The organism is Caulobacter sp. CCG-8, from assembly GCF_037402475.1.
GTDB lineage: Bacteria > Pseudomonadota > Alphaproteobacteria > Caulobacterales > Caulobacteraceae > Caulobacter.
The window spans coordinates 15,767-40,892 of the sequence record NZ_JBBEUD010000006.1; the positions used below are offsets into that span (position 1 = coordinate 15,767).

Below are 25,126 nucleotides of genomic sequence, written 5' to 3' on the forward strand. Positions count from 1 at the left end.
CTGCAAGATTCGCGGGCAAGATAGGGGCTTGGTCGCTAGCTGTTAAGCGCCCGACGCATCAGCACGGCGTCCTTGGCCCCATCCGGATGGGGATAATAACCCTTTCGCAGGCCGACACGCTCAAAACCGGTGGCTTCGTAGAGCTTGATCGCCGCGATATTGTCGGCCGCGACCTCCAGGAACATCTCGAAGGCGCGGGCCTCCTTGGCGACGCCGGCGGCCATTTCGACCAGGGCCGCGCCCCAGCCGCGGCGACGGGCGGCCGGATCGACGGCCACGGTCAGGATCTCGGCCTCGCCGGCCACGGCGCGGCAGAGGATGAAACCCTTGGGTTCCTCCGGATCGCCCGCCTCGCCCAGCACGGCGAAGGCGCCGGGGCTTTTCAGCAGGCTCTCGAACTCTTCCGCCGACCAGGGCCGGTCGAAGGCGCGGTCGTGCAGGTCGGCCAGGGTGAAGCAGGCTTCCAGCCCGACGGGACGCAGGATCATGCCGCCGGCGCCACGGCGTAGGGCGCGCGCAGATAGAGCGGCCGGGGCGAATGGGTCGGGACGGGACGGGCGGCGGCCAGGCGGGCGATCGCGACGGGGTCGACGAAGGCCGGCGTCAGCACGGTCGCGCCGGGCAGCACCTCGGCAACCAGCGGCGCGCCCGAGCCGACCAGCGTCGCCGGACCGCCGGACCACAGCTCGGCCAGGCGCGCGGCGGCCACGCCGACCTCCAGGGCGTCGGGGGCCATCAGGGCCGTGCCGCCGTCGAAGACCTGCAGATAGACCTGGTCCATCTTGGCGTCGAGCACGCCGGCCACGAAGCCGGAGACGCCATTCTCCCTTGGGGCCGAGGCGGCCAGGGCCTCCAGGGTGTTGACCCCCACGCAGGGGATCGACAGGGCCGTGGCCAGGCCCTTGGCGAACGACAGCCCCACTCGCAGGCCGGTGAACGAGCCGGGGCCGACGGTGACGGCGATGCGGGTCAGGCCGACGAACGTCACGCCGGCCTCCGCCGCGACCTCGCGGGCGATGACGGCGATGCGCTCCTGGTGGCCGCGGGTCATGGGCTCGCTGCGGGCCGCGCGGACCGTGTCGCCGTCCAGGATGGCGACCGAGCTGGCGGCCAGGCAGGTGTCTATCGAGAGGATCACTGGACGGGCGCCCCGCCACGCCAGAAGAACGCGCGCAGCGTCGCCTTCTCGCGCAGCACGGCCTCGGACGGCATCGTCTCCTGGGTCCAGCCGGGCACGGCGAAGATGTAGCGCAGCACGGGCTCGCCGGGCTGGGTGCAGATCACGGCGTGGGCGTCGAGGTCCTTGCCCATCCAGCAGCGCGGATAGTCCATGTCGGCGTCCGCCCACTTCATGCCCAGGGTCTCGCCGCGCGGGCCCTGGGGCGTGCCGCCGGTGATGCGGATATCGCCGACGGTGCGCGTGCCGGGATTGGCCGAGACCTCCACGAGCCCGTCGCCCTGCCTGACCCGGATGGCCGCCAGGTAGGACGGCGCGCCGGGGTCCTTGGCCAGGTTCCAGGGCGTGACCTTGGCCTTGGGGAAGCGCTGCTGGATGGCGTCGAGCGAGAATTCCGTCTGGGCCATGATCGGCCCCACCGAGAACTCGTCCAGGGCCAGCGGCCCGCCCGCATAGGGCGTGAAGCGGTCGACCGCGCCGTCGGCGGTCTTGCGCGTCATCACGGCGGGCGCGGACGCGGCCGACGAGGCGGCCTTGCCGGCTTGCGGTTTGTCGGCTTGGGCGTTGCCCGCCGGGCCGCAGGCGGCCAGGGCCAGCAGCGGGGCGGCGAGGATCAGGCGTCGGAACATCGGATCAGGCCGCGCCGACGGCCGCCTGCTCGGCCGGACGCCAGACGAATTCGTTCAGCTGGCCCTTGGCCTTCAGCACCTCGACCGGCGGCAGGCCGCCCTTGGTCCAGCCGGGCACGCCGAACACATAGGCCACGGTCGGGGCCTCGGGGCGCACGCAGACGGCCTGGTTGACCGTGCGGCCCTCTCCGGCCCGGCACTGGACGATGTCGAAACCGAGGTCGCCCCACTTCGCGAGAAGGGCTTCGCCCTTGGGGCCCTCGACGGGACCGCCGGCCAGGCGGATCTCGCCGATGCCGCCCTCGGCGCCCTTGCCGATCTCCAGCAGCGGCGTGTTGTCCTGCTCGACGGTGAGGATCGGTCCGGGCGGGCCCTCGCCGGTGTGGATGAAGGCGCTCTTGACCACCGCCTTGGGGAATAGGGCCTTGATGGTGGCCTCGTCGAAGGCCGTCTCGCCGGTGATCGGCCCCACGCCGTCGGCGCGCACGTGCAGCGGCCCGCCGACATAGGGGGTGACCGCGACGGCGACGGGGCCGGACTTGGGGACTTCGGCGCTCGAGGCGGCCGGCGGGGCCTTGTCGGCTTGCTTGGCGGGGCCGCAGGCGGCGAGCAGCAGCAGCGGGGCGGCGATCAGGGCGAGGCGCTGGGTCATGGGTGCGTTCTAGCACCCAGCCCCGAGGGTTCGCCACCAGCACAAACGGTTGTCATCCCGGAAGCCCCGCAGGGGCTGTCCGGGACCCAGGGGACTGGGTGGAAGCGGTGCGGCCGCCCCTGGGTCCCGGACAAGCGCTGCGCGCTTTCCGGGATGACAACGATTGGATGCTCAGAGCGGGATCAGACGATCTTCGCCGCTTCCTCGAAGTCCAGGCGCGGGTTGCGCGGGAAGAGGTTTTCTTCGGTGCCGTAGCCGATCGAGACGATGAAGTTCGACTTGATGTTCGTCCCGGCGAAGAATTCCTTGTCGACGGCGGCGTTGTCAAAGCCCGACATCGGGCCCGTGTCCAGGCCCAGGGCCCGCGCGGCCAGGATGAAGTAGCCGCCCTGCAGCGAGCTGTTGCGCAGCGCGCCCCACTCCTTGGTCACGGGATCGGGGAACCAGTCCTTGGCGCCCGGCGCGTTGGGGAACAGCTTGGGCAGGGTCTCGGGGAAGTCCAGGTCGTAGCCGACGATCACCGTCACCGGCGCCTTGAGAATCTTGGCCCCGTTCGAGCCCGACGACAGGGCCGCCAGGCGGGCCTTGGCGTCCGGGCTCTGCACGAACACGAAGCGCGCCGGCGTGCTGTTGGCGGCGGTCGGACCGAACTTCACCAGATCGTACAGCTCGCGCAGGACGGCTTCGGGGATGGGCGTGTCGCTCCAGCCGTTGTGGGTGCGGGCCGTCGTGAACAGTTGGTCGAGAGCCGTGTCGGCGAGCTTGGCCATCAGCGATCCTTATGGGCGATATAATTGCAACTTATACAGTTACGATAAGGACGCGGAACCGCGCTGGCAAGGCGCCCAGGACGCATTCCCTTGCCCAGGCGCGCACGATAGGCGCGCGCACGCCGAGGGGTCCTAGAGCGTCTGCTCCACCCGGGTCACTTCGGGCACATAGTGCTTGAGCATGTTCTCGACGCCCGCCTTCAGCGTGGCCGAGGACGACGGGCAGCCCGAGCAGGCGCCGCGCATGTGCAGCCAGACCACGCCGGTGGCCGGCTCGAACTTGGAGAACACGATGTCGCCGCCGTCCTGGGCCACGGCCGGGCGGATGCGGGTGTCCAGCAGGTCCTTGATCTCGGCGATGATCTGCGAGGTCTCCTCGTCGTAGACCCCGTCCTCGTCGTGGCCGCTCTCGATCTGGTCCAGCAGCAGGGGGCGGCCGCTGGTGAAGTGGTCCATGATGGCGGCCAGGATCGGCGCCTTCAGGTGCGGCCACTCCGCGCCCTCGGCCTTGGTCACGGTCAGGAAGTCCGGGCCGAAGAACACGCGGTCGACGTCGCCCAGCCGGAACAGGGCCTCGGCCAGGGGCGAGGCGTCGCCTTCCTCGGCGGTGCGGAATTCCCGAGCGCCCTCGCCCAGCACTTCGCGGCCGGGCAGGAACTTCAGGACCTCGGGGTTGGGCGTGGTTTCGGTCTGGATGAACATGCCGGAGAAATGGACCTTCGGCGCCCCCCGGGCAAGAGGCCGGGTGCCGCTTGCGTCATCGTGACAAACGAACCGCGTTATGGCTCCATCCTCGAAACAGTTGTTTGCTTGTTCATTTTCTTGGGAGGTCGCCATGAGCGACGGAGCCATCGATCTGTCGGCCGACGCCCAGAAGGAGGCGGCGCGCGCCCGGGCCTATTCGATGCCCCTGAAGGAGATCGACGTCGCCGATCCCGCCCTGTTCCAGGCCGACGCCCACTGGCCGTTCTTCGAGCGGCTGCGGGCCGAGGACCCGGTGCACTACTGCGCGCAGAGCGAGCACGGGCCCTACTGGTCGATCACCCGCTACAACGACATCATGACCGTCGACACCACCCACCAGGTGTTCTCGTCGGACAGCAGCTTCGGCGGCATCACGATCCGGAACTTCGACGAGGACTTCGTCCTGCCGATGTTCATCGCCATGGACCCGCCCAAGCACGACATCCAGCGCAAGACCGTCAGCCCGATCGTCTCGCCGGTGAACCTGGCGCTGCTGGAGGGCACGATCCGCGAACGCGTGGGCGGGATCCTCGACAACCTGCCGATCGGCGAGACCTTCGACTGGGTCGACAAGGTGTCGATCGAACTGACCACCCAGATGCTGGCCACCCTGTTCGACTTCCCGTGGGAAGAGCGCCGCAAGCTGACCCGCTGGTCCGACGTCTCCACCGCCGTGCCGGGCGCCGGCATCGTCGACACCGAGGAGCAGCGCCGGGCCGAGCTGATGGAGTGCCTGGCCTATTTCACCGAGCTGTGGAACCAGCGGGTCAATTCGACCGAGCCGGGCAACGACCTGATCTCGATGCTGGCCCACGGCGAGGCCACGCGGAACATGCCGCCGTTCGAGTACCTGGGGAACATCATCCTGCTGATCGTCGGCGGCAACGACACCACCCGCAACTCGATCACCGGCGGCCTGCTGGCCCTCAGCCAGAACCCGGCGGAAGAGGCCAAGCTGCGGGCCGACCCGTCGCTGATCCCCAACATGGTCTCGGAGATCATCCGCTGGCAGACCCCGCTGGCCTATATGCGCCGCACGGCCATCGAGGACTTCGAGCTGTCGGGCAAGACCATCAGGAAGGGCGACAAGGTCGTGATGTGGTACGTCTCGGGCAACCGCGACGACACCGTCATCGACAACCCGAACGCCTTCCTGATCGACCGCCCGCAGGCCCGCCGCCACCTGTCGTTCGGCTTCGGCATCCACCGCTGCGTGGGCAACCGCCTGGCCGAGCTGCAGCTGAAGATCATCTGGGAGGAGATCCTCAAGCGCTTCCCGAAGATCGAGGTCATGGGCGAGCCCAAGCGGGTCTATTCCAGCTTCGTGAAGGGTTACGAGAGCCTGCCGGTGCGGATTCCCAGCCGGCTCTAGATGTTGGCCCGGGAGATCACGTAGCGCGCCGCGCTCAGCGGCATGTGCCCGTAGTCGAAGTGGAACGGCACCTCGCCGGGGGCGAAGGCCATGCAGCGGTCGGCGGGGCACTCGATGTTCTGCTCGGAAACATAGGGCACGCCCTCGGCCTTCATCAGCGCGCCCAGCTTCTCGTCCATGGTCTTGGGCTGGGTGAGGCGCAGGGTGGAGACCGATCCGCGCCCGTCCTGCAGAAGGGCGCGGGCCAGGATCTCGGGGAACTCGCCGTCGTATTCCACGGTCGGGCCGATGACGGTGACCGGGATGTGCTTGGACTTCAGGAAGCGCACGGTCTCCACGAGATTGGCCACGTCGCTGTCCTTCCAGCGGCCCGACAGCACCACGGCGTCGGCGCCGCCCCGGGCCAGGAAGTCGCCCAGCACGTAGCCCACCAGGTCGGTGCAGCGCTTCTCGCCCTGGGTGTGCAGGGTCGGACGGCAGCCCGAGGCGGTGGCCTGCATCACGTTCTTGTCGGGGAAGCGCAGGGCGATCGCCCGCCAGTACTGGGCCGCATGGCTGTCGCCCAGGACGACGAGGTTGGGCTTGTCGGGGCTGTGCTTCAGGCAGAAGGCGCGATCGAAGCCGCGGCGGCTGGTGCTCTCGATGAAGCACCGGTCCGGGCGGTACTGGTAGGTGTGCTCCTCGGTGCCGACATAGCGGGCGTAGCTCATGATCCGCTTGGCCTCGGGGGTATAGGTCCGCCAGTTGTCGGCGTTGACCGCCACCACCGCCGACGCCGCCAGGCCGGCCGCCAGGGCGACGGTCCCGACGCCCAGGATCTTGCCGGCCGGGCCGCTCCGGAACCGGCGCAGGACGGGCTGCTCGACCAGGTAGTACGACAGGGCGGCCGCCGCGATGCTGGCCGCGACCAGGCAGGACGATTCCACCGGGGTCAGGCTGATGCCCGTCTGCAGCCGATAGAAGGCGATGATCGGCCAGTGCAGCAGGTACAGCGAATACGAGATCGCGCCGATCCAGCGGAGCGGCTGGATCGACAGCGCCCGCCCCACGAACGAGCCTTCGCCATAGGCGATGATCAGCGCCGCGCCCAGGCAGGGCAGCAGGGCCCAGGGGGCCGGGAACGGGCTGTCGGCGCGGATGAAGGCCAGGCCCGCCGCGATCAGGACCGCGCCCAGCAGCGGCGCGAGGGCCCGCAGCCAGGCCCCGCGCAGGGCGGGGAAGGCGCCGACGGCAACGAGACCGCCGATCCCCAGCTCCCAGGCCCGGCTGGGCAGCAGGTAGAAGGCGGCGTTCGGGCCGATCGCCACCAGCACCAGGCTCACGGCGAACGAGCCCAGCGTCACCAGGCCGATGGCCAGGGCCAGCCAGCGCTTGAGGAAGCGCAGCACGAACATGATCATCAGCGGGTAGAAGATGTAGAACTGCTCCTCCACGCCCAGCGACCAGGTGTGGAGCAGCGGCTTCAGGTCGGCCGAGCCGGCGAAATAGTCGGCCGTCTTCCAGAAGTAGATGTTGGAGACGAAGCCGCCCGCCGCCGCCGCGCTCTCGCCCAGGGGCGCGACCTCGCTGGGCAGCATCAGCAGGCAGCCGGCCAGCAGCACCAGCGCCAGGGTGACGAACAGCGCGGGGAAGATCCGCACCACCCGCCGCTTGTAGAAGGTCGCCAGCGAGAACGCGCCGGTCTTGGCCTCCCGGACGATGATCGAGGTGATCAGGAAGCCGGATATGACGAAGAAGATGTCGACGCCGATGAATCCGCCCGACATCTGGGTCAGGCCGGCGTGGAAGAGAAGGATCGGGAGGATGGCGACGGCCCGCAGGCCATCGATATCGTTACGATGCAGCATCGAGCGCTCCTGCGACACGCTCACGCGATCGCTAAAAAGCCCCGACCCTGCGACAGGTCCTAGTCGCGCCCGGCCACGCCTTGCAAGCGTGGCCATGGCGATTTCAAGGAAGCTTCACGCGGCGCCCAGGTTTGGAGCTGGGCCTGCCGCGTGACGGTCCTCAGGCTCCCCAGAACCCGACCAGCTTCTTCACCTCGGCCACGGTCGGCGCGGCGACCTCGGAGGCCCGCTCGGCGCCGGCCTTGAGGATGGCGTCGATCTCGGCCGGATCGGCCAGGTAGCGGCGCATGGTCTCGCCGACCGGGGCCAGCTTCTCGACCGCCAGCTCGGCCAGGGCCGGCTTGAAGGTCCCGAAGCCCTTGCCGGCGTAGTCGGCCAGCACCTCGGCCTTGGTCCGGCCCGACAGCGCCGCGAAGATGCCCACCAGGTTGTCGGCCTCGGGGCGAGCCGACAGCTCGTCCAGGGTCTCGGGCAGCGGCTCCGGGTCGGTGCGCGCCTTCTTGACCTTGCCGGCGATGGCGTCGGCGTCGTCGGTCAGGTTGATGCGGCTGTAGTCCGACGGGTCGGACTTGCTCATCTTGGCCGAGCCGTCGCGCAGGCTCATGATCCGCGCCCCGGGGCCCTGGATCAGCGGCTCGGGCTGCGGGAAGAAGCCCTGCACCCCGAAGTCGTGGTTGAACTTGCCGGCGATGTCGCGGGTCAGCTCCAGGTGCTGCTTCTGGTCCTCGCCCACCGGCACGTGGGTGGCCTTGTAGACCAGGATGTCGGCCGCCTGCAGCACCGGATAGGTGTAGAGCCCCACCGAGCTGCGCTCCTTGTGCTTGCCGCTCTTCTCCTTGAACTGGGTCATGCGGTCCAGCCAGCCCAGGCGGGCCACGCACTGGAAGATCCAGGCCAGTTCGGAATGCTCGCGCACCGCCGACTGCGGGAAGATCGTCGCCTTCTTCGGGTCGAGGCCGGCGGCCAGGTAGGCGGCGGCGATCTCGCGGGTCTGCTGGGCCAGGGCCTCGGGCTCCTGCCACACGGTGATGGCGTGCAGGTCGGCCACGAAGATGAAGGTGTCCATCTCGTGCTGCAGGCGGGCGAACTTCACCAGGGCGCCGAGATAGTTGCCCAGGTGCAGGGCGCCGGACGGCTGGACGCCAGAGAGCACGCGGGTGGGGCCCGTGTAGGGGACAGGGGTGTGGTCGGTCATGGCTTCAGCCTTGGATATCGAAAGCGGTATGGCGGACGCGTGGGAACGCGAGCCGCGTGCGGAACGCGGCGGTCGGGATCAGAGGAAGCTGCGCCATCGCGGCGCGGAAGAACCGATCGGAGCCATTCACGCTGGTTACCGGGCCGGGGCTTGAAGGGCAAGGCCCGAGCCGGGGACATGCGCTCGTCGCGTGTCCCCATGTTCGCGCACCGAGCCAGGACTTGGGGACACGCCCGAGGGCATGTTCCCGATCCTACGCCTTGCCCCGCTTGAGCAGGCCCTTGACCTCCGACGGCGTCACGCCGCCGAACAGCAGGACCAGGGGCGGATAGAGCGCCCCGCCGACCAGCACGGTCAGCAGCAGGGCGAACTCCTTGGCGCCCAGGGTGTGGCCGCGCAGGCCCAGCTCGCGCAGCGGCGCCTCGATCAGCGGCCGCCAGTGCGAGGCCGCCGCCAGGGCCCCGCCCATGGCCACGCTGGCCGCCAGGATGCGGCTCACCCGCGACCAGGTCTGGAGCGAGGGGTTGTAGTGCCCCTTGCGCGACAGGCCGAAGGCCATCTGGCCGACATTGATCCACGAGGCCACGGCCGTGGCCGCGGCGATGCCCTTCACGCCCATCAGGTTGAACAGGGCGATGCCCAGGCCGATGTTCAGCGCCACCGAGATCAGGGCGAAGCGCATCGGGCTCTTGGTGTCGCCGCGCGCGAAGAAGGCCCGCGAATAGAGCTGCTGCAGCACGAAGGCCGGGGTGCCCAGGCCGTAGAAGAACAGCGCCGCCGCCGTCTGGCTGGCGTCGAAGGGGGTGAACTGGCCGCGCGTGTAGAGGGCGTCCGACAGGAAGCCGGGCATGGCGACCAGGGCCGCGGCGGCGGGGATGGTCAGGGCCATGGCCAGGGTGATCGCCTGGTCCATGGCGCTCTGGGCGTCGTCGCCGTCGCCGCTGTTCACGGCCCGCGACAGGCGCGGCAGCAGGGCCACGCCGATCGCCACCCCCACCAGGCCCAGCGGCAGCTGGTACAGGCGGTCGGCGGTGGCCAGCCACGAGCGGCCGCCGGGCACGTGGCTGGCCAGGTTGCCGGAGATGAAGATGTTGACCTGGGTGGCGCTGGCCGCCAGGGCGCCGGGGATGGCCTTGCCGATCAGCTCGCGCACCTCGGGCGTCAGGCGCGGCAGCCGCCAGTGCACCTGGGCGCCGGACCTGTTGACGCCCCAGGTCAGCAGGGCCGCCTGGGCGACGCCGGCCACGACCACGCCCGCCGAGCCCCAGGTCGCGGCCCCCACGGCGCTGGTCTGCGGCAGGATGAAAGCCAGGGTGAAGATGTTCAGCAGGATCGGCGCGCCGGCCGACAGGATGAAGCGGTCGCGGGCGTTCAGCACCCCCGACAGGTGCGCCACGATGGCCATGCACGGCAGGTAGGGCATGGTGATCTGGGTCAGCAGCACCGCCAGCTTGTACTTCTCGGTGCCCCAGCCGAAGCCGGGGCTGATCAGCATCATCAGCCAGGGCATGGCCAGCTGGCAGATCACGGTGATGATGATCGTCGAGGCCGCCAGGGTGGCCATGGCGTCGGCCGCCAGGATGTCGGCCTTCTCCTCGCCGTCGCGCTGCAGCGACTTGGCGTAGGCCGGCACGAAGGCGGCGGCGAAGGCCCCCTCGGCGAAGAACCGGCGGAACAGGTTCGGGAAGGCCAGGGCGGCGTTGTAGGCGTCGGCCGCCGGGGTGGCGCTGGCCCCCATCCGGTACGAGACCGCCAGGTCGCGGGCGAAGCCCATGAACCGGCTGATCAGGGTCAGGCCGGAATAGATCATCGACGACTTCAGCAGCCCGCCGGTCTTCTTGGCGGGGGCGGTCTGCGGGGTGGGGGCGTTCGGGGGGGCGCTGTCGGTCACGAATGGCTTCTGCGGGCTGGATGGTGGGCCGTCAAGCGAGGGCTTGGGGATTCGCCGAGGGTTTTCCGTGCACCGCCCGCTTGCCCCCTACGGACCGCTTCGCGGTCGTCTTCCCCCGGAGGGGGAAGAGCGTGAGGCTCCGCCCCCTACGGGGGCGGACAGACGGCGAAGCCGTCAGGTGTGGACAAGAGGGCGAGCCACCGACCCTAGAACGGCGCCAGCGCCACCGAACCGGGCAGTTCGGCCTTGATCGGCCCGCCGCCAGCCTCGGTCTTGGCGACCACGGCCCGCAGGATCGCCGCCACGGTCGGCGTGTCCGGGGCATGGCCGGCGCCGTGGACCGTGAACATCGCACCCCGGCGATGGTCGGCCACGGCCGTCGCCTGCAGGACCTTGCCCTGGGCGAAGGGCACCACCTCGTCGGCGTCGCCGTGGACCAGGTAATAGGGCTCGTCCAGCATGGCGACGGCGCCCTTGTTGTCGTAGCGGTCGGTCAGCAGCGGCCGGACGAAGGCCGGAGCCATGTCGCTCAGGCTGGAGAAGGTGCCGATCGTCACCAGGGCGTCCAGGGTCTGGCGCCGCGACAGGCCCAGGGCCACCCCGCCGCCCAGGCTGTGGCCGACCACGATCAGCTTGCCGCCGCCGGCCACCGTGCGGGCCCGGGCGTAGAAGGCGTCCGCGTCGGCGGCCAGGCCCGTCTCGCTGGCCCGGCCCGGATTGCCGCTGTACTCGCGATATTCGGTCGCGACCACGCCGTAGCCCTCGGCGATCAGCGGCGCCAGCCAGTCGATGCTGCGCGAGGCGGCCGAGCCGTTGCCGTGGAACATCAGGAAGGTCGGCTTGCCGTCGCGCGGGGGGACCTCGATCCCCTTCAGCACCACGCCGTCGGCCGTGGTCACCGTCACGAACGCCGCCCCCTCGGGCAGGCCCGACAGGCTGAGCGGCGCGGTCGGGGCGGGGTAGATCTGCCGATGGATCTGCGCCCGGGCGTCGAACCCCAGGGCCAGGACCAGGCTGGAGGCGACGACGACGGCCAGGGCCAGGGGAGCGAAGCGCTTCATGGCGGCGATGTTAGCGGTGCGGCAAGCTTGAGCAAGCAAGTTGGGCGTTTCCCTCCCGCTCGTGGGGAGGGTGACCCTGGCGGCCGGGGTCGAATGGGGCCTGCCGGCTCAGCAATTCAAGCTCCCCACCACCCTGCACCGATCCCCCACCTGTCCGCTTCGCGTCCACCCTCCCCACAAGGGGGAGGGAAAGCCGAGTTTGCCGGCGTCGTCCTTGACACGGTCAGACGCCAGAGCTCCGATCCACCAAGGATTTAAGGCGCGGTCTCATCCGGGACGGATGCTGGCTCGCGCGAAGCAAAGGTAAGCATGTTCAAGATCACGATGATCGCCGGGGGCATCAGCGCGGCAGCCGGCCCGGAGGCGGCACAAGACATCGAGCAGCATTTTCGCGAGGAACGGACCTGGCATCAGCAGGTCACTTGTTCCTTCAACGACGGCGTACTGACGCTCGTCGCGGTAAATGACTACGACAAAGAAGGGTTAGCTCTATCCGACGAGTTCTCGGATTGCCTCTCCGCATTTATTCATCTGGGAGAGATCAGCGACGACGGCGTATTCAAGGTCGTATCGGTCGAGATCGTCTAGCCTCTGCTACCGCGCCACGCTGGCCCGCGCCCGCTTCAGGCCCGGGCGGGTGTTCGGCGCGCCGGCCTCGTTCTGCTCCAGGGCCGCCAGCAGGTCGGCCTTCAGGGCCGAGACCTTCTTGGCGTCCTCGACCTTACCGCCCTCGGACGTCTGGACGTAGAAGGCGTCGACCGCCCGCTCGCCGTAGCCGTCGATGTGGGCCGACTGGATGGACAGGCCGTTGTCGGCCAGGGTGCGGGCCAAAGCTTGCAGCAAACCAGGCCGGTCGCGGCCCGAGGCCTCGACCACCGTGGCCTCGTTGGACGCCTCGTTGTCGACGACCACGGTCGGGGCGATCGAGAAGGCGGCGGTGCGCGACAGCTCCGCGCCGCGCCGGGGCTCGACGGCCACCGGCTCGCCGCGGCCGGCCGCCTCCAGGGCGTCGGCCAGGCGGCGCAGGGCCCGGGGGTTCTCGCAGCCCAGGGCCGCACCGGTCACGTCCTGCACATGGAAGACGTCCAGGGCCTGGCCCTGGCGCGAGGTGAAGACCCGGGCGCCGACGACGTTGCCGCCCAGCGAGGAGATGGCCAGGGCGAGGTCGGCGAACAGGCCGCGCCGGTCCTTGGCGGCGATGACGATCTCGGCGGCGTTGGCGCCGGCCGGCACCCGGCCCTCGGCGGCCGCCCCGCCCTGGATCGCCGCGCGGCGGGCCAGCTCGGCGTGGGCCTTCAGGTCGTCCAGCGAGAACGCGCCGAAATAGGCCGCCTCCATCGCCTGGGCCCAGCCCTGGGCGGCGGGGTCGGCCTGGACCAGAACGTCGCGGGCCTGCTCGGCGGCGGCCTCCTGGTGGCGCTGGACGCTGGCGGCGGCGTCGCTGCCGCGACCGCCCCGGAACACCGCCTCGGTGGCGTTGTAGAGCTCGCGCAGCAGCTGGCCTTTCCAGCCGTTCCACACGCCCGGCCCCACGGCGCGGATGTCGGCCACGGTGATGACCAGCAACAGGCGCAGGCGCTCGGGATTCTCGACGATGCGGGCGAAGGCGGCCACGGTGCCCGGATCGGCCACGTCGCGCTTCTGGGCGAAGTCGCTCATGACCAGGTGGTTCTCGACCAGCCAGGCCACCAGTTCGACCTTGGTGCGCTCCACGCCCAGGCGCTCGCAGGCGCTGCGGGCGCTGCGGGCCCCGGCCTTCTCCTGGCCGCCGACCCCGCCCTTGCCGGTGTCGTGCAGCAGCATGGCCAGGAACAGGGCCTCGCGGTCCTCGATCAGCGGCATGATGGAGACGGCCAGCGGGTGGTCGTCGACCAGGCGGCCGGCGGCCATGTCGCCGATCAGGCCCACGGCCCGCAGGGTGTGCTCGTCCACCGTGTACGAGTGGTACATGTTGAACTGCATCTGGGCCACGACCCGCCCGAACTCGGGGATGAACCGGCCCAGCACGCCGGCGTCGTTCATCAGGGTCAGGGTGCGGTAGCTGCGCTTGCCGTAGGCCAGCAGGTCCAGGAACGCCCGGGTCGCCAGCGGATCGCGGCGGACCTTCGAGGTGATCAGGTGCAGGTTGCGGGTCACGGCCGTGAAGGCGTCCGGATGCAGGTCCAGGTCGCGGTCGTCGGCGGTCTTGAACAGGCGGATCAGGTTGACCGGGTCGGCCTCGAACACCTGCGGGCCGTCGATGTTCAGGCGGCCGCCGTCCTCGTAGAAGCCGGCCACGTCCAGGGCCTTGCGCTTGGGCTTGCCGCCGCCGGGCAGGAACCGCGAGATGCCCCGGGGCTCGTGCTTGAAGTGCTCGGCCTCCAGCTTGGCCGAGAAGGCGCGGGTCAGGGCCCCGACCTCCTTGGCCACCAGGAAGTAGCGGCGCATGAAGCGCTCCACCGCCGGGGCGTCGCCGCGGTCGCCGTAGCCCATGCGGCGGGCGATCTCGGGCTGCAGGTCGAAGGTCAGGCGCTCTTCCGGACGGCCGGTGGCGAAATGCAGGTGGGCGCGCACGGCGTGCAGGAAGTCGAAGGCGCGGATGAAGCCCTTGGCCTCCCGGCGGTCGAACACCTCCAGCTTGAACACGTCCTCGGGCCGGTCGACCGGGTGCAGGTACTCGGCGATCCACATCAGGGTGTGCAGGTCGCGCAGGCCGCCCTTGCCCTCCTTGACGTTGGGCTCGACCATGTAGCGGCTGGCGCCGGCCCGGGCCTGGCGGTCGTCGCGCTCCTTGAGCTTGGCGGCGACGAAGGCCGCGCCGGTGCCCTTCATGACGTCGTCGCGGAAGCGCTTCTTCAGCTCCTCGCCCAGGCGCTCGTCGCCAGTCAGCCGGCGGGCCTCCAGGATCGAGGTGCGGATCGTGTAGTCTTCCTTGGAGAGCTTGACGCACTCCTCGACCGTGCGCGAGGCGTGGCCGACCTTGAAGCCCAGGTCCCACAGCGCATACAGCATGTACTCGATCACGCTCTCGGCGTGCGGCGTCTGCTTGTAGGGGCGCAGGAACAGCAGGTCGATGTCCGAGAACGGCGCCAGGGTGCGCCGGCCGTAGCCGCCCACGGCCAGCAGGCACAGGCGCTCGCCCTCGGTGGGGTTGCGGGCCCGGAACACGTGGACGGTGGTGAAGTCGTAGAGGGCGGTGATCACCTCGTCGGTGACGCCGCTGAGCAGGCGGGCCGTCTCCAGGCCGCCGGCCCCGTTCTCCAGCCGCTCCTTGGCGATCATCCGGCCGCGGAACAGCGCCTGTTTCAGGATCTCGATGGCGCGGGCCCGCTGGCCGGCCTCGTCGCCGATCAGGTCGAGGGCGGCGGCCGACAGGCGCGCGCGCAGGGCGTGGCCGTCGACGACATGTTCCAGCGGGGTAGGGCGGAGGCGACGGGGCATGGCACCAATATAGGCTTGCGGAACGCGATCGCCGAACCCGACCAAAAACCCGGCGAGGCGACCCGCGCCCTACCTATATGATCTCAAGCCTTGAGCAGAGCCTTAAGACGGTAAAGGGCGTCCAGGGCCTCGCGCGGGCTCATGCCGTCGACGTCCAGCTCCTCCAGCGCCGCGTCCGTGCGGCTGGGCGCCGCCTGAACAGGCGCCGCGACGGGCGCGGAGGCGGCGAACAGGGGCAGCTCGTCCAGCTTGGCCGGCGACTCGGTCTTGCTCTCCAGCCGGTCCAGCACCTCCTTGGCGCGGGCCACCACCTGGGGCGGCACGCCGGCCAGCTTGGCCACCTGCACCCCGTAGGAGCGGTCGGCGGGGCCGGCGGCCGCCTCGTGCAGGAACACCAGGTCGCCGTTCCACTCCTTGGCCCGCAGGCTGAGGTTCGAGACGTGGGCCATCCGCGTCTCCAGCGTGGCCAGCTCGTGATAGTGGGTGGCGAACAGGGCGCGGCAGCGGTTGACGTCGTGCAGGGCCTCGGCGCAGGCCCAGGCGATGGCCAGGCCGTCATAGGTGGCCGTGCCCCGGCCGATCTCGTCCAGGATCACCAGGCTGCGCGGGCTGGCCTGGGTCAGGATGGCGGCGGTCTCGACCATCTCCATCATGAAGGTCGAGCGGCCCCGGGCCAGGTCGTCGCCGGCCCCGACGCGGCTGAACAGGCGGTCGACCACGCCGAGACGCAGGCTCTTGGCCGGCACGTAGCAGCCCGACTGGGCCAGGATGGCCAGCAAGGCGTTCTGGCGCAGGAAGGTCGACTTACCGGCCATGTTCGGGCCGGTGACGATCGACAGCCGCGCCCCGATGTCCCCCGCCGCGTCCAGGCGGCAGTCGTTGGGGGTGTAGGGGTCGCCGGCGCGCTTGACCGCGGCTTCGACCACCGGGTGGCGGGCGGCCTTGGCGTCGAAGGCCAGGGACCGGTCGACGATGGGGCGCACGGCCCCGGCGTCTTCCGACCACTCGGCCAGGGCGGCGGCGACGTCCAGCCGGGCCAGGGCCTCGGCGGCCAGCTGGATCGGCTCGGCCAGGGCCACGGCCTCGGCGCGCCAGTCCTCGAAGGCCGCGACCTCCATGGCCAGGGCCCGCTCGGCGGCCTGGGCGATGCGGGCGTCCAGGTCGGCCAGCTCGACGGTGGTGAACCGCACCTGGTTGGCCAGGGTCTGGCGGTGGATGAAGGTGGCGTTCAGCGGCGGCTGGAACAGCGGGTCGGCCTTGCCGGCCGTGGCCTCGACGAAATAGCCCAGGACGCCGTTGTGGCGGATCTTCAGCGGCACGCCGCTTTCCTGGATCAGGCGGGCCTCGAGCGCGGCGACAACGCGGCGGCTGTCGTCGCGCAGGGCCCGGGCCTGGTCCAGTTCGGGACGGACGCCGGGGGCCACGAAGCCGCCGTCGCGGGCCAGGGCCGGCAGGTCGGGACCCAGGCCCTGCTCCAGCTGGGCCAGCAGGCGCGACAGGCCCTCCTGCAGCGACGGGGTCAGGGCCTTCAGCGCCCCTTCCAGCTCGGCGGGCGGCGGCGACAGCGGGTCGCCCGAGCCGCCGACCATGCCGGCCAGCTTCTCGCCGGTCTTGAGGCCGTCCTTGAGGCAGCCCAGGTCGCGCGGACCGCCCCGGCCCAGGGCCAGGCGGGAAAGCGCGCGGGCCATGTCGCCGGCGCCCTTGAGCACCTCGCGCAGGCGTTCGCGCAGGCTGCGGTGGTCGACGAACCACTCCACCGCGTCCAGGCGGGCGTCGATGGCGGCTGGGTCCAGCAGCGGCCGGGCCAGGCGCGAGGCCAGCAGGCGGGCGCCGCCGGCGGTGACGGTGCGGTCGATGGCGGCCAGCAGCGAGCCGTTGCGGTCGCCGCCCTGGGTGCGGTCGATCTCCAGGCTGCCGCGGGTGGCCGGGTCGATGGCCATGACGTCGGCCTCGGCGGCGCGGCGCGGGGCGCGCAGCGCCGGCAGCTTGCCGGCCTGGGTCATCTCCAGGTGGGCGGCGATCAGGCCCAGGGCCCCGATCTCGGCCGGCGACAGCCCGCCGAACCCGTCCAGGGTGTCGACGCCGTACAGGCGCTTGACCCGGGTCTCCGACGCCTGGGGCTCGGACAGGGCCGAGGGCATGGGCTGGATCAAGCCGCCGCAGATCTTCAGGGTCTGGGAAAGGTGCTCGTCCGACAGCAGGCGGTCGGCGACCAGGGTCTCGGACGGGGCCAGGGCGGCCAGGATCGCCGCCACGGCGTCCTTGGCCACCAGGAAGCACTCGACCTCGCCGGTGGACAGCTCGACGGCCGCCACTGCCGCCTGGCCGGCCCGCACGGCCACGGCGGCCAGGCGGTTGGCGCCCCGGGCGTCCAGCAGGCCGTCCTCGGTCAGGGTGCCGGGGGTGACGACGCGGACGATGTCGCGGCGGACCACCGACTTGGAGCCGCGCTTCTTGGCCTCGGCCGGGTCTTCCATCTGCTCGCAGACGGCGACCTTGAAGCCCATGCGGATCAGCTTGGAGAGATAGGCCTCGGCCGCGTGCTGCGGCACGCCGGCCATCGGGATCGGCTGGCCGTTGTGCGTGCCCCGGAAGGTCTGGCTGATGCCCAGGGCGGCGGCGGCCTTGTAGGCGTCGTCGAAGAACAGCTCGTAGAAGTCGCCCATGCGGAAGAAGATCAGGGCGTCGGGCTGCCGCGCCTTCATCTCGAAGAACTGCTGCATCACCGGCGTCGCGCCGGTGGCGTCATAGGTCTGGACGGTGGGGGAGGCGGGGGCGTTCATCGGGCCGGAAGGTACAGAGCGTCGCGCGTTCCGTTAAGACTTCGGCAAGGGATATCCACAAGCCCTGGGGACTAATCCCGCGAAAACCCACCAGATCGGCCTCGCGGACCCGTGATCGCCGATGTCGAGGGCGGTGACGGCCGCCGCGGGGGCGGCGGCCGTCGAAAGCCTAGGCGGCCTTCTGGAGCTTCTTCAGCTTCTGCAGCGGCAGGGCTTTGGGCATGCGGTTGGCGACGCACTGGTTCGAGCCGTTCTCGATGCAGCCGTTGTAGACGCAGTTGGCGATGTAGTTGTCGACGCAGGCCCACCATTCCGTGGTGCCGCGGGTGTAGGACGGATCGCAGAACCACCAGGCCTGTTGCTGGCAGTAGGTGGGCGCGGCGACGACCGGCGCGCTGACCATGGACATGCCCGCGGCCAGGCCGACGGCGACACCGAACAACGCCAATTTCCGACGAATCTTCACTGAACAACCCCTTTGACACTGCGCCGAATGCGCACGCCATGGGAGTATGCATCTTCAGGTTTTGCAACCAGAATTTGTATCGGAGACGTCGGTCGCGCGCGTCGGGCTAGTTGCCCGTCACTTCTTCCCAGAAGCGCTTGGCCTTGCCGACGAAGTTGGCCGACTTGGGGTTCTGCTTCTCGCCGCACAGGCCGGCCAGCTCCTGCAGGAGCTCCTTTTGCCGTGCGGAGAGGTGGGTCGGGGTTTCCACGAACAGCTCGACCACCAGGTCGCCGCGCTGGCGGCTGCGCAGCGAAGGCATGCCGCGGCCCTTGAGGCGGACGGTCTTGCCGGTCTGCGAACCTTCCGGGACCTTGACGGTCTGGCGGCTATTGCCGTCGCAGTTCTCGCCGCCCAGCAGGCAGGGGGCCTCGATCTCGCCGCCCAGGGCGGCCACGGTCATCGGCACCGGCACGGTGCACAACAGGTCCAGGCCGTCGCGCTCGAACAGCTCGTGCGGGATCACCGACAGGAAGAGGTACAGGTCGCCGCGCGGACCGCCGCGGGCCCCGGCGTCGCCTTCGCCGGCCAGGCGGATGCGGGCGCCGTCATCGACGCCGGCCGGGATGCGCACCGACAGCACGCGCTCGCGGCGCACCTGGCCGTGGCCGTGGCAGCTCTGGCAGGGGTCGAGCACCAGGCGGCCCGAACCGCCGCAGCGGGGGCAGGCGCGCTCGACCGCGAAGAAACCTTGGGTGGCCCGCACGCGGCCGGCGCCGCCGCACGAGCCGCAGACCGTCGGGCTGGTGCCGGGCTTGGCGCCCGAGCCGTCGCAGACCTCGCAGGTGATGGCGGCCGGAACCTTGATCTCGACCTCGGCGCCCGCATAGGCCTGCTCGAGGGTGATCTCCAGGTCGTAGCGCAGGTCCTGGCCGCGCTGGGGACCGTTCGACTGGCGGCGGCCGCCGCCGAACATCTCGCCGAACACGTCGCCGAAGACGTCGTTGAAGATATCGCTGGCGTCGGCGCCGCCGAAGCCGCCGGGCCCGCCCTGCGGACCGTTCACCCCGGCATGGCCGAAGCGGTCGTAGGCGGCGCGCTTCTGGGCGTCCGACAGCACCGAATAGGCTTCGTTGATTTCCTTGAAGCGACCAGCCGCGTTCTCGCAACCGCCGTTGCGGTCAGGATGGTGCTCCATGGCCATCTTGCGGAAGGCGGCCTTGAGGGCGGCGTCATCGCAGCCACGGGCCACGCCCAGGACTTCGTAATAGTCGCGCATCGTCAGGGTCGATCACTAGCCATGTTGGAAAGAGAGGTGGGAGCGCTCCCGCCCGGCCGCAAGCGGCAGGCGGAAGCCTTGTCCCCGAAGGTGGGGGCGGAGGGAACCGAAGTCACGCGCACCGCCCCGCGACCCATGGTCACGCCGACGGCTTGGAGTCGTCGACTTCTTCGAATTCGGCGTCGACGACGCCGTCATCGGCGGCGGCTTCGTCGCCGCCTTCAGCGCCGCCCTGCTGGGCGTTGTACATCGCCTCGCCGAGCTTCATCGACGCCTGGATCAGGGCCTGGGTCTTGGCCTGGATGGCCTCGACGTCCTCGCCTTCCAGAGCCGACTTCAGGTCGGTCAGGCCGGTCTCGATCGCGGTCTTCTCGGCCGCGCCGACCTTGTCGCCGTGCTCTGCCAGGGCCTTCTCGGTCGAGTGCACGATGGCCTCGCCCTGGTTCTTGGCCTCGACCAGCGCCTTCTTCTTCTCGTCCGAAGCCTTGTTGGCCTCGGCTTCCTTGACCATGCGCTCGATGTCCGCGTCCGAGAGGCCGCCGTTGGCCTGGATGCGGATCGAGTGCTCCTTGTTGGTCGCCTTGTCCTTGGCGTGGACGTTGACGATGCCGTTGGCGTCGATGTCGAAGGTGACCTCGATCTGCGGCACGCCGCGCGGCGCCGGCGGGATGCCCTGCAGGTCGAACTGACCCAGGAACTTGTTGTCGACGGCCATCGGACGCTCGCCCTGGAAGGCGCGGATCGTCACGGCCGACTGGTTGTCGTCGGCGGTCGAGAAGGTCTGCGAGCGCTTGGTCGGGATGGTGGTGTTGCGCTCGATCAGCGGGGTGAACACGCCGCCCAGGGTCTCGATGCCCAGGGTGAGCGGGGTCACGTCCAGCAGCAGCACGTCCTTGACGTCGCCTTGCAGCACGCCGGCCTGGACGGCGGCGCCCAGGGCCACGACTTCATCGGGGTTCACGCCCTTGTGGGGTTCGCGGCCGAAGAAGTCCTGCACGGCTTGCTGCACCTTGGGCATGCGGCTCATGCCGCCGACCAGGATGACTTCGTCGATGTCGCTCTTCTTCAGGCCGGCGTCCTTGAGGGCCTGTTCGCACGGACCGATGGTGCGGGCGATCAGGTCTTCGACCAGGGCTTCCAGCTTGGAGCGCGACAGCTTGATGTTCAGGTGCAGCGGACCCGACGCATTCATCGAGATGAAGGGCAGGTTCACTTCGTACTGAGCGGTCGACGACAGCTCCTTCTTGGCCTTTTCGGCCTCTTCGCGCAGGCGCTGGAGGGCCAGCTTGTCCTTGCGCAGGTCGACGCCCTGTTCCTTCTTGAACTCGTCGGCCAGGTAGTCGACGACGCGCAGGTCGAAGTCCTCGCCGCCCAGGAAGGTGTCGCCGTTGGTCGACTTCACTTCGAAGACGCCGTCGCCGATCTCCAGGATCGAGACGTCGAAGGTGCCGCCGCCCAGGTCGTAGACGGCGATCTTCTTGCCGTCGTTCTTTTCCAGGCCGTAGGCCAGGGCCGCCGCGGTCGGCTCGTTGATGATGCGCAGGACCTCAAGGCCGGCGATCTTGCCGGCGTCCTTGGTGGCCTGACGCTGGGCGTCGTTGAAATAGGCCGGAACCGTGATGACCGCCTTGGTCACCGGCTCGCCCAGGTGGGTCTCGGCGGCTTCCTTCATCTTCTGAAGGATGAAGGCCGACACTTCCTGCGGGCTGTAGTCCTTGCCGTGGGCCTTGACCCAGGCGTCGCCGGTCGGGCCCTTGACGATCTCGTAGGGCACCATGCCCTTGTCTTTTTCCACCACCGGGTCGCTGGCGTTGCGGCCGATCAGGCGCTTGATCGCGAACAGCGTGTTGGTGGGGTTGGTGACGGCCTGGCGCTTGGCGGGTTGGCCGACAAGGCGCTCGCCGTCTTCGAGGAAGGCGACGACCGACGGGGTGGTGCGAGCGCCTTCGGCGTTCTCGATCACCTTCGGGGTCTTACCGTCCATGATGGCCACGCACGAGTTCGTGGTGCCAAGGTCGATACCGATAATCTTGCTCATGTTGAGACCTGCAGCTCCTGATTGGCGGACGGCGGTGACAAGGGCCTTAAGGCAAGCGCCCCGGTTTTTCTCGAGCCGTCCCCGTCTGGTCGCGTTCTAACGGTTGATCCAAATCCTCACCCTCCAGACGGCGTCTACACAACGACGTACGAAGGGAAAGCGTTCGTTCAATCGAAGTTGACGAGCCCGTCAACCCCGCTTCGAAAGCCGATATGGGGGATAGGCGCCAGCCTGCAAGCCCAATCCCGCAGCGAATGAAGGGGAATCTTGACCTGCGACGAAATGGGCCGCGCTCGAAAAAGCGCGGCCCTTCCGTCAGATAGACGCCAAGAGCGGCCCGAAAGCCTCACCTCGCGTTCGCTGAATCCACTCAGGGACCATGTTCGCCCCCGAGGTTTCCAAGGGTTTTCAGCCCTTCTTGGCGACCCAGGCGGTGATCGCCGGCAGGGCGGCCTTGCGCGACTTGATGCGGTCGGTGATCGAGGCCACCGACTTTTCCGCCTCGCCGCGCGAGCCGGCCGGCAGGTTGGCTTCGGCATAGGCGCGGACCTTGCCGATCATCGCCGGATCGGCCGAACCGCGCGCCAGGCCCGGGATGAACTTGGTGGCCGAGGCCGCATCGACCTTGCCGTTCACCGCGTCCTTGTGGGCGACGGCGTAGTCGAAGGCCAGGTCGGGGTGCAGCTGCGCCGCCTTGGAGACCATGTTGGCCGCCAGGGTCTCGCTGGGCTCGCCGCTCAGGGCCAGGTCCAGGGCCTTGGCCGCCAGGGCCTCGTCCTGGACCGAGGCCAGCTGGGTGTAGAGCTGGTCGCGGATCAGCGGGGTCTTCTCGGCCTTGGCCTGTTCGCGCAGGGCGTCCCAGGCGGCCGCGTCGGCGTTGCGGCCGATCGAGGACAGGATCACCTTGCGCAGCGGACCGGGCACGGCGGTCGGGTCGGTCTTGTCGGCGGCGTAGCGGCGCTTGGCCTCGGCGATCACCGCCGGGTCGCCCAGGATGCTGAGGGCGTTGATCAGGGTGGTGCGCAGGGTGGCCACTGGAGCGGCCTCGCCCGGCTGGGCCGTCCAGCCCACCTTCTGGAACACCGGCGCCAGGCGCGCGATGGCCAGCTTGCGGAAGGCGGCCCGGTCGGCCGGCGCGCTCTCGTACATGCCGTCGACATTGGTCAGGACGCCGGCGACCTTGCCCCACACCTGCGGATCGGCGTCGGCCGGGGTGGCCATGACCAGGTCCAGGGCGTCGGTGACGGCCTGCTGGCCGTTCAGGCCCAGGGCCCAGGCGTCGGAGATCACGCCCAGCTGGTCGATGGCCGGCAGCTTGGAGAAGTTGGCCGAGACGCCGGCGAAGGCCTTGGGCGTGTAGAGGGTGCGGAAGTAGCCGGACTGGCCGGCGTTGACGACCACCGGGCCGCAGCCGTCGACGGTCAGCGAGCCCTTGCCGCCGACCACCAGGGTCTTGGCCACGCTGCTGGAGCCGGCGACCTGGGCCGAGACCGGCACGCGCCAGGCCAGGGGGGTCTTGGTCGGCTTGTCGCGGCTGAATTCGCCCTGGGTCAGGGTGACCGGGGTCTTGCCCGCGGCGCAGGCGCCGGCGTCGACCGTGATCAGCGGGATGCCCGGCTGCAGGGTGAAGTCGTGGGCGATGGCCGTGATCGGCTTGCCGGCGGCCTTCTCGACCTCGATCCACAGGTCGTCGGTCTGGGTGTTGCCGTGGGCGTGGGCCTTGATGTAGGCGCGCACGCCGGCCCGCCAGGCCTCGGGGCCGACATAGCCCTCCAGCATGCGGATGACGGCCTCGCCCTTCTCGTAGGTGATGGCGTCGAAGGCCTGGCTGGCCTGGTCGACGGTCTCGACGTGCTGGACCACCGGGTGGGTGGTGGCCAGCGAGTCCAGGCCCATGGCGTATTCGCGGTTGGCCACCGATTTCAGCTGGCTGTTCCACTCGGGGTGGAAGTGCTCGGTGGCCCGGCTTTCCATCCACGAAGCGAAGCCTTCATTGAGCCACAGGTCGTCCCACCACTGCATGGTGACCAGGTCGCCGAACCACTGGTGGGCCATTTCGTGGGCCACGGTGGTGTAGATGTTCTCGCGGTCGCCCTGGGTGGAGATCGCCGGATCGTCAAGCAGGGCGTATTCGAAGTAGAAGATCGCGCCCCAGTTCTCCATGGCGCTGAAGAACTGGCTCTGGCCGGGGGCGGCGATGTGGTCCAGCTTCGGCAGCGGATAGGGCGCGCCGAAATAGTCGTTGTACCACTGCAGGATCGGACCCGAGGACTTCAGGGCGAAGTCGGCCTTGGCCAGGTCGCCCTTCTTGGTGATCACGCCCATCTCGACGTCGCCGACCTTGGCGGTGGCGCGGTCGAAGTCGCCCAGGCCGAAGAACAGCAGGTAGGTCGACATCTTGGGCGAGGTGGCGAACGTCACCTTGGACTTGCCGCCGGGGAGGTCCTCGGTCTTGGCGATGGGCATGTTGCCGATGGCCATCTGGCCGGTCGGGACCGTCACCTGGACGTCGTAGGTGGCCTTGAAGAACGGCTCGTCCCACGAGGGGATGAAGCGGCGGGCGTCGCTGTTCTCGAACTGGGTGTAGAGCGCGCGCTTCTTGCCCTGGTCGGTGTCGTAGTCCAGGGCGAACAGGCCGGCGGCCTGCTTGTAGATCTTGCCGCTGTAGTCGATGGCCAGGACGTGGGCGCCGGCGCTGACGGGCTTGTCGAAGGTGAAGGTGGCGGTCTGGGCCTCGGCGTCGACGCTGACCTTGGCCGCGCCGACCCCGGCCATCTCGACCTTGGCGAACTCCAGGTCGGCGGCCTGCAGGGTGATGGTGGTGGTCGGCTTGACCACCTCGACGGCGATCTTCACCGAGGCGGTGAAGGTCAGCTTGTCGGCGTCGGGCGTGAAGGCCAGATCATAGTGCGTCGGGACCACGCCGCGCGGCAGCTGGGTCGTGACGTTGGCGGCGGTGACGGCCGACTTCGCCGGGGCTTGGGGGGGAGCGGCGGCGGCCAGAGCCGAACCGGCGGCAAAAACGAGCACGGCGCCAGCCGCGGAGGAGAGAAGTCGACGCATGAACGGCCTTGGATTGCAAAAATTGTTCGGCAGGATGCCCCCGGGCGCAAACCAACACTGTCCCACGGCGTCTGGCGCATTAAATCTCCGTAATGATTAAGCCGATCAGCGTTCTACCGGGTTTCGACCTCTGGCCCGGATTGCTGGACCCCAAGGTCCAGAACGATCTGACGCGCCTGGCCCTGGCGGCCTGCGACGTCGCGCCGCCGGCCCACTACGAGACCGCCTACGGCAAGGCCATGAGCGTGGCCATGTCCAGCTTCGGCCCGCTGGGCTGGACCAGCGACAAGACCGGCTACCGCTACGCCGACCGCCATCCGGGCACCGGACGGCCCTGGCCGGCCATGCCCCAGGCGCTGCTCGATCTGTGGGCGGAGCTGGGCGATCCCGGGACGCCGCCGGACTCGGCCCTGATCAACCTCTATCGCGGCGACGCCCGCATGGGCCTGCACCAGGACCGCGACGAGGCCGACCCGCGCTTCCCGGTGCTGTCGATCTCGCTGGGCGACACGGCGGTGTTCCGGATCGGCGGGACCAGCCGCAAGGACCCGACCAAGTCGCTGAGGCTGTCGTCGGGCGACGTCTGCCGCCTGTCGGGACCGGCGCGGCTGGCCTTCCACGGGGTGGACCGGATCCTGCCGGGCTCGTCGAGCCTCGTGCCGGGGGGAGGGCGGGTGAACATCACGCTGAGACGGGCGACGGCGGCTCGCTGACTTGCCCCCACCTGGCGGCTTCGCCGCCTGTCCGCCCCCGCAGGGGG

The 25,126-nt window shown here is 69.8% G+C and carries 19 protein-coding genes; 3 read left to right on the forward strand and 16 right to left on the reverse strand.

Annotated features, from left to right (window positions below; translation table 11 throughout):
• Positions 1 to 35: 35 nt before the first annotated feature.
• The 6 genes from rimI to WAE60_RS07075 all read right to left on the reverse strand — a co-directional run bounded on the left by rimI (position 36) and on the right by WAE60_RS07075 (position 3,930).
• Positions 36 to 488 carry a ribosomal protein S18-alanine N-acetyltransferase gene (gene rimI / locus WAE60_RS07050; RefSeq protein ID WP_337685549.1) on the reverse strand — a complete coding sequence of 151 codons (453 nt, stop codon included), beginning with the start codon at positions 486 to 488 and terminating at the stop codon, positions 36 to 38.
• Positions 485 to 1,138, reverse strand: coding sequence for a tRNA (adenosine(37)-N6)-threonylcarbamoyltransferase complex dimerization subunit type 1 TsaB (tsaB, locus tag WAE60_RS07055; protein ID WP_337685550.1), 654 nt, complete (start codon positions 1,136 to 1,138; stop codon positions 485 to 487). The genes rimI and tsaB overlap by 4 nt, the downstream gene beginning before the upstream one ends.
• Positions 1,135 to 1,806, reverse strand: coding sequence for a DUF1131 domain-containing protein (locus WAE60_RS07060; protein WP_337685551.1), 672 nt, complete (start codon positions 1,804 to 1,806; stop codon positions 1,135 to 1,137). Before WAE60_RS07060 ends, tsaB begins: the two co-directional genes overlap by 4 nt.
• Before the next feature lie 4 nt (positions 1,807 to 1,810).
• Complete coding sequence (locus WAE60_RS07065) at positions 1,811 to 2,458, reverse strand: DUF1131 family protein (RefSeq protein WP_337685552.1); 648 nt, start codon at positions 2,456 to 2,458, stop codon at positions 1,811 to 1,813.
• A 182-nt stretch (positions 2,459 to 2,640) separates the two neighbouring features.
• Complete coding sequence (locus WAE60_RS07070) at positions 2,641 to 3,228, reverse strand: malonic semialdehyde reductase (protein WP_337685553.1); 588 nt, start codon at positions 3,226 to 3,228, stop codon at positions 2,641 to 2,643.
• A gap of 132 nt (positions 3,229 to 3,360) precedes the next feature.
• Positions 3,361 to 3,930 (reverse strand): NifU family protein, encoded by a 570-nt coding sequence (locus WAE60_RS07075; protein ID WP_337685554.1) that lies wholly within the window; start codon positions 3,928 to 3,930, stop codon positions 3,361 to 3,363.
• A 133-nt stretch (positions 3,931 to 4,063) separates the two neighbouring features.
• Here WAE60_RS07075 and WAE60_RS07080 point away from each other — a divergent pair, with 133 nt between their 5' ends.
• Positions 4,064 to 5,344, forward strand: a complete 1,281-nt coding sequence (locus WAE60_RS07080) for a cytochrome P450 (RefSeq protein ID WP_337685555.1) — start codon at positions 4,064 to 4,066, stop codon at positions 5,342 to 5,344.
• Here the strand turns inward: WAE60_RS07080 and WAE60_RS07085 are convergent.
• From WAE60_RS07085 to WAE60_RS07100, 4 genes are all read right to left on the reverse strand, one after another.
• Positions 5,341 to 7,191 carry an acyltransferase family protein gene (locus WAE60_RS07085; protein ID WP_337685556.1) on the reverse strand — a complete coding sequence of 617 codons (1,851 nt, stop codon included), beginning with the start codon at positions 7,189 to 7,191 and terminating at the stop codon, positions 5,341 to 5,343. The two genes, WAE60_RS07080 and WAE60_RS07085, sit on opposite strands and share 4 nt — an antisense overlap.
• 160 nt (positions 7,192 to 7,351) lie before the next feature.
• A complete protein-coding gene (trpS, locus tag WAE60_RS07090; protein ID WP_029910235.1) occupies positions 7,352 to 8,386 on the reverse strand; it encodes a tryptophan--tRNA ligase in 1,035 nt (344 codons plus the stop codon).
• Positions 8,387 to 8,639: 253 nt separating this feature from the next.
• On the reverse strand, positions 8,640 to 10,277 hold the full coding sequence (gene murJ, locus WAE60_RS07095; RefSeq protein WP_337685557.1) for a murein biosynthesis integral membrane protein MurJ: 1,638 nt from the start codon (positions 10,275 to 10,277) through the stop codon (positions 8,640 to 8,642).
• 206 nt (positions 10,278 to 10,483) lie between these two features.
• Positions 10,484 to 11,377: an alpha/beta hydrolase gene (locus WAE60_RS07100; RefSeq protein WP_337685558.1), complete on the reverse strand. Its 894-nt coding sequence runs from the start codon at positions 11,375 to 11,377 to the stop codon at positions 10,484 to 10,486.
• Positions 11,378 to 11,647: 270 nt separating this feature from the next.
• On the opposite strand from WAE60_RS07100, the gene WAE60_RS07105 reads away from it, so the two are divergent.
• Complete coding sequence (locus WAE60_RS07105) at positions 11,648 to 11,926, forward strand: hypothetical protein (protein WP_029910226.1); 279 nt, start codon at positions 11,648 to 11,650, stop codon at positions 11,924 to 11,926.
• A 6-nt stretch (positions 11,927 to 11,932) separates the two neighbouring features.
• Here the strand turns inward: WAE60_RS07105 and WAE60_RS07110 are convergent, their stop codons facing one another.
• The 6 genes from WAE60_RS07110 to WAE60_RS07135 all read right to left on the reverse strand — a co-directional run bounded on the left by WAE60_RS07110 (position 11,933) and on the right by WAE60_RS07135 (position 24,333).
• Positions 11,933 to 14,758 (reverse strand): [protein-PII] uridylyltransferase, encoded by a 2,826-nt coding sequence (locus tag WAE60_RS07110; protein WP_029910224.1) that lies wholly within the window; start codon positions 14,756 to 14,758, stop codon positions 11,933 to 11,935.
• A gap of 83 nt (positions 14,759 to 14,841) precedes the next feature.
• A complete protein-coding gene (gene mutS / locus WAE60_RS07115) occupies positions 14,842 to 17,541 on the reverse strand; it encodes a DNA mismatch repair protein MutS (protein WP_029910221.1) in 2,700 nt (899 codons plus the stop codon).
• Between the two features lie 169 nt (positions 17,542 to 17,710).
• A complete protein-coding gene (locus WAE60_RS07120) occupies positions 17,711 to 17,983 on the reverse strand; it encodes a hypothetical protein (protein ID WP_029910219.1) in 273 nt (90 codons plus the stop codon).
• A gap of 130 nt (positions 17,984 to 18,113) precedes the next feature.
• The gene (gene dnaJ / locus WAE60_RS07125) at positions 18,114 to 19,265 is read right to left on the reverse strand and encodes a molecular chaperone DnaJ (protein WP_029910217.1); all 1,152 of its coding nucleotides are present in this window, start codon (positions 19,263 to 19,265) and stop codon (positions 18,114 to 18,116) included.
• Positions 19,266 to 19,404: 139 nt separating this feature from the next.
• Positions 19,405 to 21,303: a molecular chaperone DnaK gene (gene dnaK, locus WAE60_RS07130; protein WP_029910214.1), complete on the reverse strand. Its 1,899-nt coding sequence runs from the start codon at positions 21,301 to 21,303 to the stop codon at positions 19,405 to 19,407.
• 408 nt (positions 21,304 to 21,711) lie between these two features.
• Positions 21,712 to 24,333 (reverse strand): M1 family metallopeptidase, encoded by a 2,622-nt coding sequence (locus WAE60_RS07135; RefSeq protein ID WP_337685560.1) that lies wholly within the window; start codon positions 24,331 to 24,333, stop codon positions 21,712 to 21,714.
• A gap of 125 nt (positions 24,334 to 24,458) precedes the next feature.
• Between WAE60_RS07135 and WAE60_RS07140 the strand changes: the two genes are divergently transcribed.
• Positions 24,459 to 25,079, forward strand: coding sequence for an alpha-ketoglutarate-dependent dioxygenase AlkB (locus WAE60_RS07140; RefSeq protein WP_337685561.1), 621 nt, complete (start codon positions 24,459 to 24,461; stop codon positions 25,077 to 25,079).
• Positions 25,080 to 25,126: the final 47 nt, after the last annotated feature.

What these genes read in the sequence shown, in the direction of transcription:
- mutS (WP_029910221.1), bottom strand. Translation starts at nt 17,541, where the DNA reads ATGAACGCCCCCGCCTCCCCCACCGTCCAGACCTATGACGCCACCGGC.
- WAE60_RS07085 (WP_337685556.1), bottom strand. Translation starts at nt 7,191, where the DNA reads ATGCTGCATCGTAACGATATCGATGGCCTGCGGGCCGTCGCCATCCTC.
- dnaJ (WP_029910217.1), bottom strand. Translation starts at nt 19,265, where the DNA reads ATGCGCGACTATTACGAAGTCCTGGGCGTGGCCCGTGGCTGCGATGAC.
- WAE60_RS07080 (WP_337685555.1), top strand. Translation starts at nt 4,064, where the DNA reads ATGAGCGACGGAGCCATCGATCTGTCGGCCGACGCCCAGAAGGAGGCG.
- WAE60_RS07110 (WP_029910224.1), bottom strand. Translation starts at nt 14,758, where the DNA reads ATGCCCCGTCGCCTCCGCCCTACCCCGCTGGAACATGTCGTCGACGGC.
- WAE60_RS07065 (WP_337685552.1), bottom strand. Translation starts at nt 2,458, where the DNA reads ATGACCCAGCGCCTCGCCCTGATCGCCGCCCCGCTGCTGCTGCTCGCC.
- WAE60_RS07140 (WP_337685561.1), top strand. Translation starts at nt 24,459, where the DNA reads ATGATTAAGCCGATCAGCGTTCTACCGGGTTTCGACCTCTGGCCCGGA.
- rimI (WP_337685549.1), bottom strand. Translation starts at nt 488, where the DNA reads ATGATCCTGCGTCCCGTCGGGCTGGAAGCCTGCTTCACCCTGGCCGAC.
- WAE60_RS07070 (WP_337685553.1), bottom strand. Translation starts at nt 3,228, where the DNA reads ATGGCCAAGCTCGCCGACACGGCTCTCGACCAACTGTTCACGACGGCC.
- WAE60_RS07060 (WP_337685551.1), bottom strand. Translation starts at nt 1,806, where the DNA reads ATGTTCCGACGCCTGATCCTCGCCGCCCCGCTGCTGGCCCTGGCCGCC.
- trpS (WP_029910235.1), bottom strand. Translation starts at nt 8,386, where the DNA reads ATGACCGACCACACCCCTGTCCCCTACACGGGCCCCACCCGCGTGCTC.
- WAE60_RS07105 (WP_029910226.1), top strand. Translation starts at nt 11,648, where the DNA reads ATGTTCAAGATCACGATGATCGCCGGGGGCATCAGCGCGGCAGCCGGC.
- WAE60_RS07075 (WP_337685554.1), bottom strand. Translation starts at nt 3,930, where the DNA reads ATGTTCATCCAGACCGAAACCACGCCCAACCCCGAGGTCCTGAAGTTC.
- dnaK (WP_029910214.1), bottom strand. Translation starts at nt 21,303, where the DNA reads ATGAGCAAGATTATCGGTATCGACCTTGGCACCACGAACTCGTGCGTG.